This is a genomic window from Pseudomonas sp. LS-2 (assembly GCF_003605735.1).
Lineage (GTDB): Bacteria > Pseudomonadota > Gammaproteobacteria > Pseudomonadales > Pseudomonadaceae > Aquipseudomonas.
In genome coordinates, this window is sequence record NZ_QXTJ01000022.1 from 214118 (window position 1) to 228648 (window position 14531).

General features: G+C 60.2%; 14 protein-coding genes. 4 read left to right on the forward strand and 10 right to left on the reverse strand.

From position 1 onward, the window contains the following. Positions 1-32: 32 nt before the first annotated feature. From D3M70_RS33180 to D3M70_RS13675, 3 genes are read left to right on the forward strand one after another with little or no spacing between them, the layout of a single operon-like run. Positions 33-167, forward strand: a complete 135-nt coding sequence (locus D3M70_RS33180) for a hypothetical protein (protein WP_256659838.1) — start codon at positions 33-35, stop codon at positions 165-167. A 41-nt stretch (positions 168-208) separates the two neighbouring features. Beyond that, entirely contained in the window at positions 209-1153 is a 945-nt protein-coding gene (locus D3M70_RS13670) for a hypothetical protein (protein WP_256659839.1), read from the forward strand. Next, positions 1146-1514, forward strand: coding sequence for a hypothetical protein (locus tag D3M70_RS13675; protein ID WP_120126273.1), 369 nt, complete (start codon positions 1146-1148; stop codon positions 1512-1514). The genes D3M70_RS13670 and D3M70_RS13675 overlap by 8 nt, the downstream gene beginning before the upstream one ends. A gap of 1324 nt (positions 1515-2838) precedes the next feature. Here D3M70_RS13675 and D3M70_RS13690 read toward each other — a convergent pair. The 10 genes from D3M70_RS13690 to D3M70_RS13735 form a co-directional block, all read right to left on the reverse strand. Beyond that, the gene (locus tag D3M70_RS13690) at positions 2839-3684 is read right to left on the reverse strand and encodes an amidohydrolase (RefSeq protein WP_120126276.1); all 846 of its coding nucleotides are present in this window, start codon (positions 3682-3684) and stop codon (positions 2839-2841) included. Positions 3685-3739: 55 nt separating this feature from the next. After that, entirely contained in the window at positions 3740-5029 is a 1290-nt protein-coding gene (locus D3M70_RS13695; protein ID WP_120126277.1) for an MFS transporter, read from the reverse strand. 175 nt (positions 5030-5204) lie between these two features. After that, positions 5205-5936 (reverse strand): GntR family transcriptional regulator, encoded by a 732-nt coding sequence (locus D3M70_RS13700; protein ID WP_120126278.1) that lies wholly within the window; start codon positions 5934-5936, stop codon positions 5205-5207. 209 nt (positions 5937-6145) lie between these two features. Further along, the gene (locus tag D3M70_RS13705; RefSeq protein ID WP_120126279.1) at positions 6146-7432 is read right to left on the reverse strand and encodes an MSMEG_0569 family flavin-dependent oxidoreductase; all 1287 of its coding nucleotides are present in this window, start codon (positions 7430-7432) and stop codon (positions 6146-6148) included. 158 nt (positions 7433-7590) lie between these two features. Then, positions 7591-7911 carry an MSMEG_0570 family nitrogen starvation response protein gene (locus D3M70_RS13710; protein ID WP_120126280.1) on the reverse strand — a complete coding sequence of 107 codons (321 nt, stop codon included), beginning with the start codon at positions 7909-7911 and terminating at the stop codon, positions 7591-7593. 1 nt (position 7912) lies between these two features. After that, positions 7913-8941 (reverse strand): sll0787 family AIR synthase-like protein, encoded by a 1029-nt coding sequence (locus tag D3M70_RS13715; RefSeq protein ID WP_120126281.1) that lies wholly within the window; start codon positions 8939-8941, stop codon positions 7913-7915. Further along, positions 8934-9494 carry an MSMEG_0567/Sll0786 family nitrogen starvation N-acetyltransferase gene (locus D3M70_RS13720; RefSeq protein ID WP_120126282.1) on the reverse strand — a complete coding sequence of 187 codons (561 nt, stop codon included), beginning with the start codon at positions 9492-9494 and terminating at the stop codon, positions 8934-8936. Before D3M70_RS13720 ends, D3M70_RS13715 begins: the two co-directional genes overlap by 8 nt. Positions 9495-9535: 41 nt before the next feature. Beyond that, a complete protein-coding gene (locus D3M70_RS13725; protein ID WP_120126283.1) occupies positions 9536-10618 on the reverse strand; it encodes an MSMEG_0568 family radical SAM protein in 1083 nt (360 codons plus the stop codon). Then, the gene (locus D3M70_RS13730) at positions 10605-11582 is read right to left on the reverse strand and encodes a Nit6803 family nitrilase (protein WP_120126284.1); all 978 of its coding nucleotides are present in this window, start codon (positions 11580-11582) and stop codon (positions 10605-10607) included. Before D3M70_RS13730 ends, D3M70_RS13725 begins: the two co-directional genes overlap by 14 nt. A gap of 118 nt (positions 11583-11700) precedes the next feature. Beyond that, positions 11701-12183: an MSMEG_0572/Sll0783 family nitrogen starvation response protein gene (locus D3M70_RS13735; protein WP_062387355.1), complete on the reverse strand. Its 483-nt coding sequence runs from the start codon at positions 12181-12183 to the stop codon at positions 11701-11703. A gap of 241 nt (positions 12184-12424) precedes the next feature. On the opposite strand from D3M70_RS13735, the gene D3M70_RS13740 reads away from it, so the two are divergent. Beyond that, the gene (locus tag D3M70_RS13740) at positions 12425-14329 is read left to right on the forward strand and encodes a sigma 54-interacting transcriptional regulator (RefSeq protein WP_120126285.1); all 1905 of its coding nucleotides are present in this window, start codon (positions 12425-12427) and stop codon (positions 14327-14329) included. Positions 14330-14531: the final 202 nt, after the last annotated feature.

Consider the following 14531-nt stretch of genomic DNA (forward strand, 5'->3'; position numbering starts at 1 on the left):
ACCGTTTCGGGAAACCGCACTGGAGAATAAATATGGCGTTAGGCGCATTCATCAAAATCGACGGCTATCACTTCGGCAATCATCAACGTACGACCGCCACAGCTAGCTCAGCAGACGGCAACGTCGCGGGTGGCTGGGAGCGAATCGGCAACAAGAAATACGCCTGAGGAATCCCATGGCCACTCCTTACAGCTTCATCAACCCGCGCATGCAAACCTACCAGGGCCTGAAATCCAGCGTTTCACTCGCCGGTAAATCGCTGGCCAAGTTCGACACCCTCAACGCGCATATCCGCGACAGCGTGGTGCTCGCCGGCGAGCTGGTCATCATTGGCGACTACTCGACCAAATCGTGCACCGCTCAAGAAGCCTACCTGATGAGAAAGGCCACTGAAGTGCATCACATGCTGCTCATCAACGGCATGGAAGGCGACAGTTACGTCCTTGATAACTACGACTTCCTCCAGGACATCCTCGACAGAACCTCGATAGCGACCGGCGTCGCTTCCGATGGCTGGAGCCGACACCTTAAAAATATCGAACGCAGCCTGCAAGACATCAACGCGTTGTACAAAACCCACCTCGCTTCAGGGAAGCTCGAGAACAAGGAAATGTTCTTCCAGAAACGCGCACTGCTCGAAGCCAACATCCAGAAGCAACTGAACAGCTACGCCAGCACCGGCTCGGGACTGGGTCGAAACACCCGCATCAAGGACATGTTGGGGCTGTCGACCAAGAGCTATTCGAAGCAACGCGAAATCGCCCGTTACGCCGACACCGTTGCTGGCGTGGCGAAAGCGGCAACTATCGTTAAACGAGGTGGATACATCGGCGTCGCGCTTGATGTGGCGTCAACTTCGCTGGAGATCAGAGAAGCTTGCCTTGCCGGGGATGAGCGACAGTGCAGGAAGGCGCGGTATGTAGAGGGAGGGAAGTTGATTGGGAGTTTGGGTGGGGGTGCGATTGGAGCACATGGAGGAACCGCTGTTTCGAAACAGTTGTGTTTAGTGATTCTGGGGGCCGCCACGAGGGGGTTTGGCGCTACAGCCTGCGTTGCCTTGGGCGCTGGTTTAGGTGGCTGGGCGGGAGGTGAAATCGGCAGTGATCAAGGTGGAGTTTTAGGGGACGTCATTTACGGCGAGAACGATGAGTAAGTTGACGGTCGAACAGCTAGTTTCGGTAGTGGTTGTTGTGCCTCTACCTTTTATTTTGATGTGGACTGCCATTGCCTCCCATTTACTAGTGAGCAGACTGGAGCAAATATTTGCCCATAGCCTGTTCATGCGGCACGACCGGAAACTCATGGAAAAATTGGGGCTGTTTGGCAAAATTGTTACCTGTGGAAGTGTGGTTCTAGTGTGTTGGCTGCCTCGATTACATATCTGGAGAGGCGTGGCGCTTGAGAGCGAAATTGCGAGCATGCCCAAGCGACTCAAGCTTTGGTTGTACCCGCCATTTATTGCTTCTCATCTATGGTTTTCCGGGTTGTTGGTGTCTGGCTATGTTTTTGGATAGTCACCCTGTAGTCGGGACTATGGGTCAACCTGCCCATGCCCAGGACAACTGACGTTGCATGTAGGCGCGTTGTGTGAAAGCAAAGTTATCAAAGAGTCTGGGTGTGGCGGGGGGCCGGAGTAGAGTCCACGGCCGGACTGATCATGGAGAAGCGCTCGGTGAAATAATGGATGAGAGTCTTTATGACTAGATCGGTGATAGAGAAAGTCGTGACACTGGTGTGTGATGTTGCCCCTTCCGATGATTGTAATCTGGACAGCTGTGACATCACATATTTTGTCGAATAGACTGCAGCAGATATTTGAGAACAGTCTGATCATACGTCAAAATCGCGACCTGCATAGGAGGCTTGGAGTCGCTGGGGAGATTATCATATGCGGACATGTCTGCCTTGTTTGTTTGATGCCCAGGTTATATATCTGGAGAGGGGTAGCGCTTCGTAGCGAAATAGAGGCGCTACCCAACGACCTCAAAATGCGGCTGTATCCACCCTTCATTGCGTCCTTTGTTTGGTGCTCCGCTTTGTTAATCAGCGGTTTGATTTTTTAGGCAAGTGAAATGCTATGCGCCGCCGTGTCCTGAGTACGTAATAATTGGGTCGCATGCGCTGCGGCAGAATACTGTAAATGTGCGCCCCCCCCCTATAGCGGAGGTGGAATTGTTGCATAGATCGAATAAGTTCTTTATTTAGAATACTCACTATGATCGAGATAGGAATCTACGAGGTCGCCACAATTTGCACGATTGCTGCTCAACCTGTAGTGCTCATCTGGGTAGCCATTGTGACGCATAGAAATTTAGAAAACCTGGAGGCCGTTTTTTCGAGGAGCGCATTAGTTGAATACAATCAGATAATGTTTGGGCGATGGGGTTTTCCTGGCAGGGTTGTACGGTGCGGAGCAATATTTATGGCGTGCATAAGGCCAAATTGGCACATGGCAAAGGGATTTCTGGAAAGAGATGATTTATGCGGCATGACCAAAAGAATGAAGCTCACGCTTTACCCTCCATTTATAGCGATGTTTGTTGTCGTTATCGGGACAATTGTGTGCGGCGGTGTTATCCGCTGGAGCCATAGGTAGTCCTGCAGATTCACGTCGTCCTGGATGTGAGGAGCTTCGAGGAAGGGTGGGGAAGAACTGCACAATGGAAGAATTTATATCGATTGGGCAAGGGCGCCATGATTCGACTTCAGTCATCTGCACATCCTTGCAGGAGCGCGCTTGCCCGCGATGGCGTCAACGCTGACGCTGCAATGTCGAGTGATTAACCGCCATCGCGGGCAAGGGCGCGCCTACAGGGCATCCCCCATGGAAAGTGCGCCTCAGGCCTCAACGATCGCAAAATCGAACAGCACCTGGGGCGCTTCGATCAGCAGCGAACGCATCAACTGCGGCGAGCATTCCAGGGCCTGCAACTGCTCGACCACGGAGCCGTAATTCACGCGGCTCTCATGTTGGGTATGGGGCCAGTCGCTGCCCCACACCAAACGTTGAGCGCCGAAGCTCTGCACCAGCAGCGGCAGCGCGGCGCGGGCGAAGTCGAGGTTTTCCTGTTCGCTGCCTTCCAGTCGATAAATGCCCGAGACCTTCATCCACAACTGCCCGCTCAGGGCCAGTTCCAGCATCTCGCGAAAGCCCGGCTGATCCAGCCCCAGTCGTGCATCCGGCCGGCCGAAATGATCGATCACCAGCTTCACGCCGAAGGGCATCAATGCCCGGACCAAGCCCGGCAGATCGGACACATGGCGGTGCAGTTCCACATGCCAGTCCAGCTCGGCGATGTGCGCGAGCAGGGTCTTCCACTGCGGTTCGGAAAAGTCCGGCAGCGTCTTGCCGATCAGGTTCAGACGAATGCCGACCACGCCCAGGCGATCCATCTCGTTTAGCTCAGGGCGGCTGATCTCGCGATCGACCACTACCACGCCGCGCAACTGGGCAGGCGCCTGGCGCAGGGCATCGAGCAGGTAGCTGTTGTCGGTACCGAGGAAACTCGGCTGTACCAGCACGCCATGACTCAGACCGTGGGCCTGCAGGTTATCTCGATACATCGCCAGACTGGCGTCGTAGTCAGGTGAATAGCGTCTTGCCGATGTCAGATCCAGCTCCCTGCTGAATACGTGTGCGTGGCCGTCGATGCCAAGAATCGACGCGGGAAAGGTATCGGACATGGATCTCATCTATCGAAGAAATGCGCGATGCGAAAGGCATCGCGCAGGAAAGGCATCAAGCGCTGGCGGTTTCGTTGCGGCCGGTCGAGCCCTGAGCGGGGGCAGCGCTGGCTTCCAGGCTGCGACCACGGGTTTCCGGCAGGCACAGCGCGGCGATGACGGCAACGCCGTAAGCAATGCCGGCGTCGATGCCGATGGCTGAACCCAGTGACATGGACTCGCTCATGTGACCGACCAGGAACGGGAACACCGAGGACAGCACGCGGCCGAAGTTGTAGCAGAAGCCCACCCCCGCTCCGCGCACGTCAGCCGGGTACAGCTCGTTGAACAGTGCGCCGAGGCTGGCCGGAATACCGGCGGCGAAGAAGCCCAGCGGGAAGCCGAGAAACAGCATCTGGGTGTTGGTCAGCGGCAGGAACACGTAGCACTGCACGGTGATCACGCAGCACAGGGCGAACAGCACGATGTTCATGCGCCGGCCGATGCGGTCGATCAGGAACCCACTGGCCACGCAACCACACCAGAAGGCGAAGATGATCACTGCCAGGTAGCCACCGGAGTTGAGCACCGACAGGTTGCGTTCGGTTTTCAGGAAGGTCGGCAGCCAGGTCATGACCGCGTGGTAACCGCCGTGGGCACCCAGGCCCAGCAGGCCGCCGAGCAAGGTTACGCGCAACAGTTCAGGGCGGAAGATACCGGCCAGCGATTTGAAGAAACTCTGCGGGATGGCCTGCTCTTTTTGCAGACGCTGGAAGCTGTCCGGCTCTTGGACGTTGCGGCGCACCCAGATGATCAGCAGCGATGGCAGCAGGCCGACCAGGAACATCACCCGCCAGGCGATATCCGCCGGCACGAACGAATAGATCAGCGTGAAGACGCCCACCGCCAGGCCCCAGCCTACGGCCCAGGCGCTCTGCACGGTGCCCATGACTTTGCCGCGGTATTTGGGGTTGATCGTTTCGGCCATCAGCACCGCGCCCGCTGCCCACTCACCGCCGATGCCGAAGCCTTGCAGGGCCTTGACCACCAGCAGCGAGCTGAAGCCGGTGACGAACGCGGACAGAAAGGTAAAGAACGAGAACCAGAGGATCATCCACTGCAAAGTGCGCACGCGCCCATAACGGTCAGACAACGTGCCGCCGACCCAACCACCGAGGGCCGAGGTGATCAGCGTCACGCCGCTGATCAGGCCCGCATCGCCCTTGCTCAAGGCAAATGCGGCGATCAGTGCCGGAATGGCCAGACCGAACATCTGAACTTCAAGGGCGTCCAGCGACCACCCGCCGAAGCAGGCCCAGAACGTCTTGCGCTCCCGAGGGGTGACCTGGCGATACCAATTGAACATGGTTCTTGTCCTTATATGTGTGTGAAGCGGCAGTGGTTGTGGAGCCCGTTCTCGATGACAGGCTTGAGGAAAATCTCTGTAGGAGCGCGCTTGCCCGCGATTGCGGTGTTAGCCGACCGGGATATCACCGCACACCGCAATCGCGAGCCAGCACGCGCCTACAAGGTGTTTGGCGTTACCGAATGTCGACGCTGTAGCGGAAGTGGCTGGCGTGCCCACGGGAACGACGCCATTCCAGCGGTTGACCGGCGTAGTTGCGGGCCAGACGCTCGATCACCACAACCGGGCTGTGGGTCGGCACCTGGAGCAGACGCGCATGCACCTCGCTGATGGCCTCGGCGGTCAGGGTCTCTTCGGCGTAAGCGACGACCTGTCCGCACAAGTCTTCATAGATGGGATAAAGCAGCGGGCCCTGCTTGCTCAGGTCGATTTCCAGCAGCGTCTGGAACTGCACCTGTGGCAGCCAGATTTCCTCGGCAAGAACCGGTTGCGCGTCCAGCAGTCGAAGGCGGATCATGCGAATCACCGGGGCATCCAGCGGTAAGCCCAAGGCATGGGAAACGGCGGATGGCGCGCTTACCGGCTCAATGGACAGAATGCGACTCTCCGGCACCTGACGCTCACCGGAGACACTTTGAAAGCGGAAGAAGCGGAACAGCGAAGACTGGAACTGCGGCCGACGAATGAAGGTGCCACGGCCCTGCTGGCGTTCGAGGATGTTTTCATTGACCAGCATGTCGATGGCCTTGCGCACCGTGCCGGTTGACAGGCAATACTCGCTCGACAAGGCGGCTTCAGTCGGGATCGCTTCACCCGGACGCCAGCGGTTGTTGGCGATCTGCTCGGCCAATTGATCACGCAGACGTTGGTAAAGCGGCAGGCGGACATCACTGGACAGTCGGTTCATGGAGGCGCTTCGCTCTTGTATTTATGTAGTCATCTATATGAATTTGAGCAAAGTATTGTCCCGTTACAAATTATCGTCAAGGGGAGAAGACGCGGTTGCCTGATGAGCGGTGAGTTGCCGCAGAAGCGTGGTTGCCCGTGATTGCGCGCTTCCAGGCGCCGCACGCTTGAATGCCATGCCGCAATCGCGGGCAAACGCGCACCTACTGTTCATCCTGCGGCGGCTTTGCGCCCAGATGCCGCCCCGACAATATGTTCCACCACATATTCCGCGTCCCGCGCCACCCCCGAGAACCGCCCCGAACCCCAGGTGTAGAGCCAAGGCAGCCCGAGGAAATACAGCCCCGCTTGCGCCGTGACCCCGCGCTCATGGCCCGGATGCCCACGACCGTTGAACACCGGCGCTTCGACCCAGGTGAAGTCCGGTGTGAAACCGATGCACCAGATGATGCTGGTGATGCCCTGCTCCAACAGATTCAACTCGCCGCGTTCCTCGGACGGCGTCCACACAGGCTCGTAACGTTCGCCCGCCGGGGCGTCGATGCCCTGCTCGGCGATGTATTTGTCGATGGAGCCGTTAATCCGGTTATAGACCGCGTCGGCGCTGTTCAGGCTGTCGCTCAGGTTGCTTGCGAACTGCAACGTCTGGCCCTGCAACCCTTCCAGACGGCCGAACAACTCCATGCCCTCCAAGGCGAATTTGCGAAGATCGATGTCCCGCCCGCCATCGCGGCCGGTCACGTAATGGTTGGTGTTGTCGCGCACCCCTTCGCGCAGCGGATGGGTGTCGACGCCGATCCGGTAGTAGCCCATTTGCGCGAGCCAGTCGACCACGTCCTTGCCGCGATAGAAGCGTGCGCAACGGGGCGCATCACCAACGGCAAGAAAGACTTTGCGACCGGCCAGATGCAGGTCTTCGGCGATCTGCGCGCCGGACTGCCCGGATCCGACGACCAGCACGTTGCCTTCCGGCAGCGCCTGAGGATTGCGGTACTGCTCGGAATGAATCTGGGTAATACCGTCTGGCAGACGCTCGGCCAGACGCGGAATGATCGGCGTGTGATACCCGCCCGAGGCGCAGATTACCTGATCGGCGGTGAAATCGCCTTGCGAGGTATGCACGTCAAAGCCACCTGCCGCACGGGGCACCACGCGTCTGACCGCGACGCCTTCGCGCACCGGCGCGTTGACGGCGTTGACGAAGCCTGCAAGGTACTCGTTGATCTCGTCTTTCTTCATGAAACCGTGGGGGTCGGTGCCGCCGTGCTCCTCGCTGTAGCGATAACCCGGCAGCGCGCATTGCCAGTTCGGCGTGACCAGACTGAACGCATCCCAGCGCTGGTTGCGCCAGGTGTGGGTCAGGCTGTGTTTCTCCAGCACCAGATGGTCGACGCCCTGTTGTTGCAGGTAGTAACTGGCGGACAAACCGGCCTGCCCACCGCCGACGATGATGACGCTGTGGTGAGGCACTTTGAGGGAAGTGATCGAGCTGGGCATGGTCGGGGTCTCCGTCGTTGAAGTGGAACTGGTGAGTTTGAAACCTGTAGCAGTCCGGCTTGCCGGCGGTGGCTAACGTGCGGACGTCACCGCCGGCGAGCCGGAGTGCTACAGAGGGTCCGCATTGCAATGTTGTGATCAGGGTTAACGCCGGGCAGTCAAAAAGAACTCCAGCCGGCCCCGGTCACCCGACCGCCGCCTTCGGTTCTCATGCTGAGGACTTCCACCTGCCCTTCTTCCTGACCATGGGCTTGACCCTTGAGGCTGCCGAGGGTGTCCATGGCCGAGCTGCAATAGAACCCCTTGACCTGCTTCACGCGCTCGGACGCGTTGTTCAGACCGCCCTCGATCCGTTGCAGAAAATCCGCCAGCGGGTAACTGGCGCCTTCCTGCAAATGCTCGTAAATCACCGTGGAAGGCGAATAACCGGCGGCTTCTTTGCCGTTGGGCCAGCGAATCCTGAAATTGACGGCGGGCATGTCAGTGCTCCTGTTTTGCGGACAAGGGGGAAAGATCGAGATGGGGGTAGCTGAACCCGGTGAACGGCTGTTCATTCAGGTTCCAGAAGGTGCGACGCTGAAGGCCGTGCTGGACGGTAAGTTCGGCGCTGTCGGTGACCCTGCCGATGGGTTCGCAACGCAGCCCCTCGAAGGCGAATGCGGTCTGAACGCTCGGCCAGTCGGCCTCATCCAGCGTCATGAGAAAGCCATAGCTGGGGAACACTTGCAGCCAACGCAGCAAATCGGCATCGGCGGGGCATGGCAGACGTTGCAGATCGATGTCGCCACCGCACCCGGTGGTCTCCAGCAGCATCAACAGACTGCCCAGGACCCCGGCATTGCTGATGTCCTTGGCGGCATGCAGCAGTTGCGCTTCGGCCAGACGCGGCAGCACTTCCAGCTTGCTGCGCAAACGCTCGGCGGGCACACCCTCGAAGGCTTTCCAGTACGTGCTGTCGGCGTGCCAATAGCCTTCGAGGTCCACCGCCATGGCGATGACCTGACCGGGTTTGACGTGCAGGGTCGACAGCAGCTTGCTGGCGATGCCGGTGATCGCCACGGCCAGCGCGGTGGGGTTGTGTTCGGCGAGGCTGGTGTGCCCGCCCGCCAGCATCAGCCCGTAGGCTTCGCAGGCTGCGCGAATCCCCGCGAGGATTTCCTGCGCGGCGCCATCGTCGTGATGCCAGTAGGCGTTGACCACCGCCGTCGCCCGGCCGCCCATGGCGGTGATGTCGCTGACGTTGGCCATCACCGCCGACCATCCGGCAAACCACGGTGCGGCTCTGACGAAACCGGGCAACATGCCTTCGATGGCCAACAGTTGAAAGTGATCGCCGCAGGCAATGGCGGCGGTGTCGTCGCCCGGCAACGCATAAAGTTGCGCGCGGGTCAGCTGTTTATCAATCGCGCCAATAACCCGCGCCGGTTGCTGGATCGCCTGTTTCGACACCATCGCAGGGGTGCTGCGCAAGGTGTTTAGCAGCGTATCCAGATCCATTGAGTCAGTCATGACGCGCCACCTTCAGCGAACGCAGCGACACCTGACGCGGCATCAAGGGGTAATTTGCCAGGTCCGCCTGCATCAGGCAGTGGGGCTGGCCGAGCAACTCCAGATGTTCGAGGGTCTGCCATTGCAGGCCGTGAAACCAGACTTCGTTGGGCGCCTGCACCGTGGCCCTGAACACCTCGCAGCCCAGGTCCTTGGCCCGGGACACCGCTTCGTTGACCAACGCCTTGCCAATCATGCTGTGCCGACGATACGCCTGCGCCACGCACAAGCGACCACCGAACCAAAGACCCGGCTCGGGTTGATAGATGCGAACGGCTCCAACCACCTGATCCGCCATGCCGCAACTGCCCGCCAGCGCAACGATGGCGATGGCCTGAAAGTCGTGGCTGTCCTTGTCCTGAGGCAGCAGTTGTTGCTCATCGGAAAACACCGAGCGCCGCAGCGCGAAGTACGCCTGTTTCTCCCAGTTCTCGGTGGCCGGTTTGACCACCAGTTCACCCGCCCGAAAGGGTTCGAAGGTGCTGTCGACAAGCGCAAAGGCCAGGTTGTGCATGATCCGTCTCCCGAGGCGCGAAAAGGCCTGATCGTGGTTCGCTATTCGTGATTTTTGAGGGCTGAACACGCGCCGCACTTGGCACACCCGGCGTTGATATTTTCCGAGTGCAGGCCGTGACGACGCAGGCTGGCGCCGATCTGTGGATACAGCCGGGCCATCATTGCGCTGTCGGGTTTCGGGTGACGGGCCAGCGGCGTGCCGTCGATAGGCACGAACGGCACCACGAACGGGTACACCCCCATGGCGCTCAACCGTTCGCTCATGTCGGTGATCGCGGTTTCGCTGTCGCCCAGCCCTGCGAGAATGTAGGTGCTGACCTGACCGCGACCGAACACCTTCACCGCCGCTTCGAAGGCGTCGAAGTACCGGCTCAGCGGCACCTCGGCCTTGCCCGGCATGATGCGTTGGCGCACCTCGTCGGTGACCGCCTCCAGGTGCATGCCCAGCGACACCACGCCGCTGTCGGCCAGGCGCTCGAACCAGATGTCGTCGTCCGGCGGCTCGCACTGCGCCTGGATCGGCAGGTTGACGGCGGCGGTCACGGCGGCGGCGGATTCACAGAGAATCGCGGCGCCCCGGTCCGGTGTCTGCGGCGTGCCCGTGGTCATCACCATGTGTTTGACGCCGTCCAGTTCCACGGCGGCTTTTGCCACTTCGGCCAGTTGCTGCGGGCGTTTGCGGGCGATGGTCTTGCCCGCCGCCAGGGACTGGCCGATGGCGCAGAACTGGCAGGAAGTGCTGCGATCGTTGAAGCGAATGCAATGCTGCAAGACGGTCGTCGCCAGCACATCGCTGCTGTGCAGGGTCGCGATTTTCCAGTACGGAATGCCGTCGGCGGTGCTGCGGCTGTAGAAGTTCGGCACGCCCGGCATCTTGACCTGACCGACCTGCAAGCCTTCGCGAAAGATCAGCGCCAGGCTGCCATCGGCGCTGGGCTGGGCCTGGTACGGAGAGCTTTGCGAGGCCTGATTGAGGATCGGCACCATCATGGTCCGCTCGCCAAAGGTCAGCGCCTTGTGATCGGAAGGTCCCGCGCCGCCCTGCCGCGACAGGCCGTTTTGCGCAGCAGGCCAGCGCACGCCATGGCATTGCAGCTCGGCGAGCAGTTCATTGGTCTGCATGATCGAGCTCCTTGCCCTGGAGGGTCATGTGATGCGCGCCGCGCTCGTGGACCTTGGCGGTCGGTGTGCGATCGATCAGCAGGCTGAGCAGTTCCGGGCGGCTGTAATGCCCGACGGAGTCCATCATCCGTTTGCGCTTGTCGATCAGCTTCAGGTCCAGATCGGCGACCACCCAGCCCTCGCCTTTGCGCAGGGGCTCGCCGAGCAATTTGCCTTCCGGCGAAACGATGGCGGTGAAGCAGCCACCGGAAATCGGGCCCAGGGCACAACCGGTGTCCTGCATGATCTGGCCTTGTTGATCGGCGTCGAGCCAGGCAGTGGCGTTGACCACAAAGCAGCCGGATTCCAGCGCGTGGTGGCGGATGGTGACTTCGATCTGTTCGGCAAAGATGTCGCCTACCAGGGAGCCGGGGAACATCGCGACGTGGATCTGTTCGCCGTCAGCCATCAAGGCGTAGCGCGCCAGCGGGTTGTAATGCTCCCAGCACGCCAGCGAGCCGATGCGGCCCACCGCGCTGTCGACGGCGCGCAGGCCGGAGCCATCGCCCTGCCCCCAGACCATGCGTTCGTGGTAGGTCGGGGTGATCTTGCGCCGGTGTTGAATCAGCGTGCCGTCGGCATCAAAAAGCAGCTGTGCGTTGTAAATCGTGCCGCCGGCGCGCTCGTTGACGCCGATGGAGGCGACGATCCCTGCTTCACGGCAGGCTTCGCCGATCTGGCGGGTGACGTCGGAAGGTACGATCACCGATTGTTCCAGCAGTTGCAGGTGTTCCTTGCCCATCGCGAACGGCGGCTGGACGAAGGAAAAATAGGGGTAGTACGGCACCACGGTTTCCGGGAAAACAGCGAATTGCACACCCTCGCGACCCAGCGTGAGCAAGGTCTCGCACAGCTTGGCGACGGTGGCTTCGCGGGCGTACAGCACGGGGCTGAACTGAACGGCGGCGGCGCGGATGGTGGTCATGTCGGGGCGTCCTGATTGTTTCGGCTAACGCATTGAGGGGCGGATACGGTGAACCCTCTGTAGCAGTCCGGCCGGGCGGACTGCTACAGATGACATGTAGCGCTCTGGCTACGGGTGTTTAAGCCGTCCAGGTATCGATGATCATCGCGCCCTCGCGACGCATCAGCAGCCGCAGGTCCATCACGTCCAGCGGATTGATCGGGCGAATGCCTTCGATCAGCGCCTTTTCGGTCTGGCCGTACAGCGCCTGCAGGGCGAAGCGGCAGGCGTAGACTTCGCCGCCTTCGGCCATGAACGCCTTGATCTGGTTGTTGACCGCCAGATGCCCCGGAAACGCTTCGGCACCCAGTGTCGGGAAGCCACGTTGCACACCCAGTTGCACACCTGGCCCGTAGAGCAGGACCTTGGTTTCGAACCCTTTGCGCAGCAGGCGCTTGGCCTGAAGCATGTTGACCAGGCCAATGGAACCTTCGAACGCGATGGTGTGGAAGGTCAGCAGGGCTTTTTCCCCTGGCTCGGCTTTGACGTCCTCGAAGACCTTCTCCTCGTAATTGACCAGGAAGTCGCCGTCTTGATAGTGGTTGATGTCTACGCTTGGCATGTCGTCGCTCCGTTCGTTCAGGTGTTGTCGGTGTTCTGGATCGTTCACCGGGTGACACCTTGGGTAGAGCGAACGCCGTGCCAGAAAATAAATGCTTGCTCAGGCATGGGATAACCGACTGATTTCGAAGAAGATCCTGATCTGATCCGGTGTTTTGCTTACGTTCTGATGCTTTCGGGAAATTACGCATTCCCGTAGAAATACGAATATTCGTACTGCTCCATCACGAGATTTCGTAATCATGAACGAACCAGACTCGCTGATCGGTTGGGCCGACCTCGCCTACTCGTCCCGGCATATGGTGTTCGAGCACTGTGCCGAGGCCATCGCCCTGCTCGACCCGTTCGCCGATCACTTTGGCGACCTCAACATCGCCGCCTGCAAGCTGCTCGGCTATCCGCGCCAGGAATTGCTGGCGCTGCCGGTGAGCAAGCTGTTCGGTCATCAACTGGCGGACCTGATCGTATTTACGCAAGCGGTGATGGACAAAGGCCGCGGCTGGACCGATGACTTGAGCTGCAACATCAAGACCGGCGAACGCATCGAACTGGAAATCTCGGCCACCACTTTGCAGATCAAGGGCAGTCCGCAGTTGATTCTGGTGATGCGCGAAGCCAGCCAGCAGAAGTATCAGCAGGATCAGGCCCTCACCGAACGCACCATGCGCGGCGGGCTGATCGAGTGGCGCAACATTCTCAACCTGTTTCAGGAGTCCGAGCGCGACAATCAGTTGCTGCTCAGCTCGGTCGGTGACGGCATCTACGCCATCGACAGCGAAGGCCTGGCGACCTTCGTCAATCCGGCCGGGGCACGCATGCTGGGTTGGGAGGTGAAGGACATGATCGGCAAGAACATCCACCGCATCCACCACCACAGCCATGAAGACGGTAGCCACTACCCGGTCGAGGATTGCCCGATCTACAAAGCGGTGCACGACGGCGTGGTGCACGAAGGTCGCCAGGAAGTGTTCTGGCGCCGGGATGGGAGTTGCTTTCCCGTGGAATTCACCAGCACCCCGGTGATCTCCGATGGACGCATTGCAGGCGCGGTGGTGGTGTTCCGCGACATCACCGAACGCCGTAGCACCGAGACCCAGCTGCAAACCGCACTGGATGAACTCAAACTCCTCAAGCAGCGGCTGGAAGATCAGAACGCCTACTTGCAGGAAGAGATTCACATCGAACACAACTTTCGCGAGATCGTCGGTCAGAGCGCGCCGATCCTGAAAATCATCAAGCAGATCGACGTCGTCGCACCGACCGACGCCAGCGTGTTGATCAATGGCGAATCCGGCACGGGCAAGGAGCTCATCGCTCGGGCCATTCACCAGGCCAGCCGCCGCAGCGCCCATCCGCTGATCCGGGTCAACTGCGCGGCGATTCCCACCGAGCTGTTCGAGAGTGAGTTTTTCGGCCACATTCGCGGTGCCTTTACCGGCGCGGTGCGCGATCGTGTCGGGCGCTTCGAGTTGGCCGATGGCGGTACGCTGTTTCTCGACGAGATCGGCGAAATCCCGCTGGAACTGCAAAGCAAACTGCTGCGGGTATTGCAGGAGGGGCAATTCGAGCGCGTCGGTGAAGAGCGCACGCGCAAAGTCGATGTGCGCATCATCGCCGCGACCAATCGCGACTTGCGCCAGGAAGTCGGGACCAAGCACTTTCGCGAGGACCTGTACTTTCGACTTAACGTCTTCCCGATCCAGTCCCCCGCCCTGCGCGACCGCCCGATGGACATTGCGCCGCTGGCCGCGCACTTCCTCAAACAAGTCGGCAAACGCCTGAACATGCCCGGCCGCCGCCTGCGCAACAGCGACATCGAGCGACTGCAGAATTACTCCTGGCCGGGCAACATCCGCGAACTGCAGAACGTCATCGAACGCGCGCTGATCACCTCCACCGGCGCCGATCTCAACCTCGACCTGCCCGATGAACCCAAGCCCCACGAAAGCGCAGCGGTCGGCGCCTTGCCGGAACAGGGCTACCTCACCGAAAACCAGATGCGCGACCTGGAGCGCAGCAACATGCACGCCGCGTTGAAAGCGGCCAATGGCAAGCTGTTCGGCAAAGGAGGTGCAGCGCAATTGCTGGGCGTGAAGCCAACGACGCTGGCTTCACGGTTGAAACGGCTGGATATCGAAGTGGGTTGAACGTATCTCGCCCTGACACGACGATCAGCGCACGCGGACGTTGAACCTGCCCAGAGGTCTGAGGGGAGCTAACGTCCCCCAGTCCGTTTCTGCCCGAAGGGCGCGGGGAACTGCCATACTCCGGCCCGATTCTGCCCGCAGGGCGTAGGAGCTCTCGGAGGTTACGACGGCAGCGATCTGGCGCGAAGCGGCAGTAAAACCC

What these genes read in the sequence shown, in the direction of transcription:
- D3M70_RS33180 (WP_256659838.1), top strand. Translation starts at nt 33, where the DNA reads ATGGCGTTAGGCGCATTCATCAAAATCGACGGCTATCACTTCGGCAAT.
- D3M70_RS13670 (WP_256659839.1), top strand. Translation starts at nt 209, where the DNA reads ATGCAAACCTACCAGGGCCTGAAATCCAGCGTTTCACTCGCCGGTAAA.
- D3M70_RS13675 (WP_120126273.1), top strand. Translation starts at nt 1,146, where the DNA reads ATGAGTAAGTTGACGGTCGAACAGCTAGTTTCGGTAGTGGTTGTTGTG.
- D3M70_RS13690 (WP_120126276.1), bottom strand. Translation starts at nt 3,684, where the DNA reads ATGTCCGATACCTTTCCCGCGTCGATTCTTGGCATCGACGGCCACGCA.
- D3M70_RS13695 (WP_120126277.1), bottom strand. Translation starts at nt 5,029, where the DNA reads ATGTTCAATTGGTATCGCCAGGTCACCCCTCGGGAGCGCAAGACGTTC.
- D3M70_RS13700 (WP_120126278.1), bottom strand. Translation starts at nt 5,936, where the DNA reads ATGAACCGACTGTCCAGTGATGTCCGCCTGCCGCTTTACCAACGTCTG.
- D3M70_RS13705 (WP_120126279.1), bottom strand. Translation starts at nt 7,432, where the DNA reads ATGCCCAGCTCGATCACTTCCCTCAAAGTGCCTCACCACAGCGTCATC.
- D3M70_RS13710 (WP_120126280.1), bottom strand. Translation starts at nt 7,911, where the DNA reads ATGCCCGCCGTCAATTTCAGGATTCGCTGGCCCAACGGCAAAGAAGCC.
- D3M70_RS13715 (WP_120126281.1), bottom strand. Translation starts at nt 8,941, where the DNA reads ATGACTGACTCAATGGATCTGGATACGCTGCTAAACACCTTGCGCAGC.
- D3M70_RS13720 (WP_120126282.1), bottom strand. Translation starts at nt 9,494, where the DNA reads ATGCACAACCTGGCCTTTGCGCTTGTCGACAGCACCTTCGAACCCTTT.
- D3M70_RS13725 (WP_120126283.1), bottom strand. Translation starts at nt 10,618, where the DNA reads ATGCAGACCAATGAACTGCTCGCCGAGCTGCAATGCCATGGCGTGCGC.
- D3M70_RS13730 (WP_120126284.1), bottom strand. Translation starts at nt 11,582, where the DNA reads ATGACCACCATCCGCGCCGCCGCCGTTCAGTTCAGCCCCGTGCTGTAC.
- D3M70_RS13735 (WP_062387355.1), bottom strand. Translation starts at nt 12,183, where the DNA reads ATGCCAAGCGTAGACATCAACCACTATCAAGACGGCGACTTCCTGGTC.
- D3M70_RS13740 (WP_120126285.1), top strand. Translation starts at nt 12,425, where the DNA reads ATGAACGAACCAGACTCGCTGATCGGTTGGGCCGACCTCGCCTACTCG.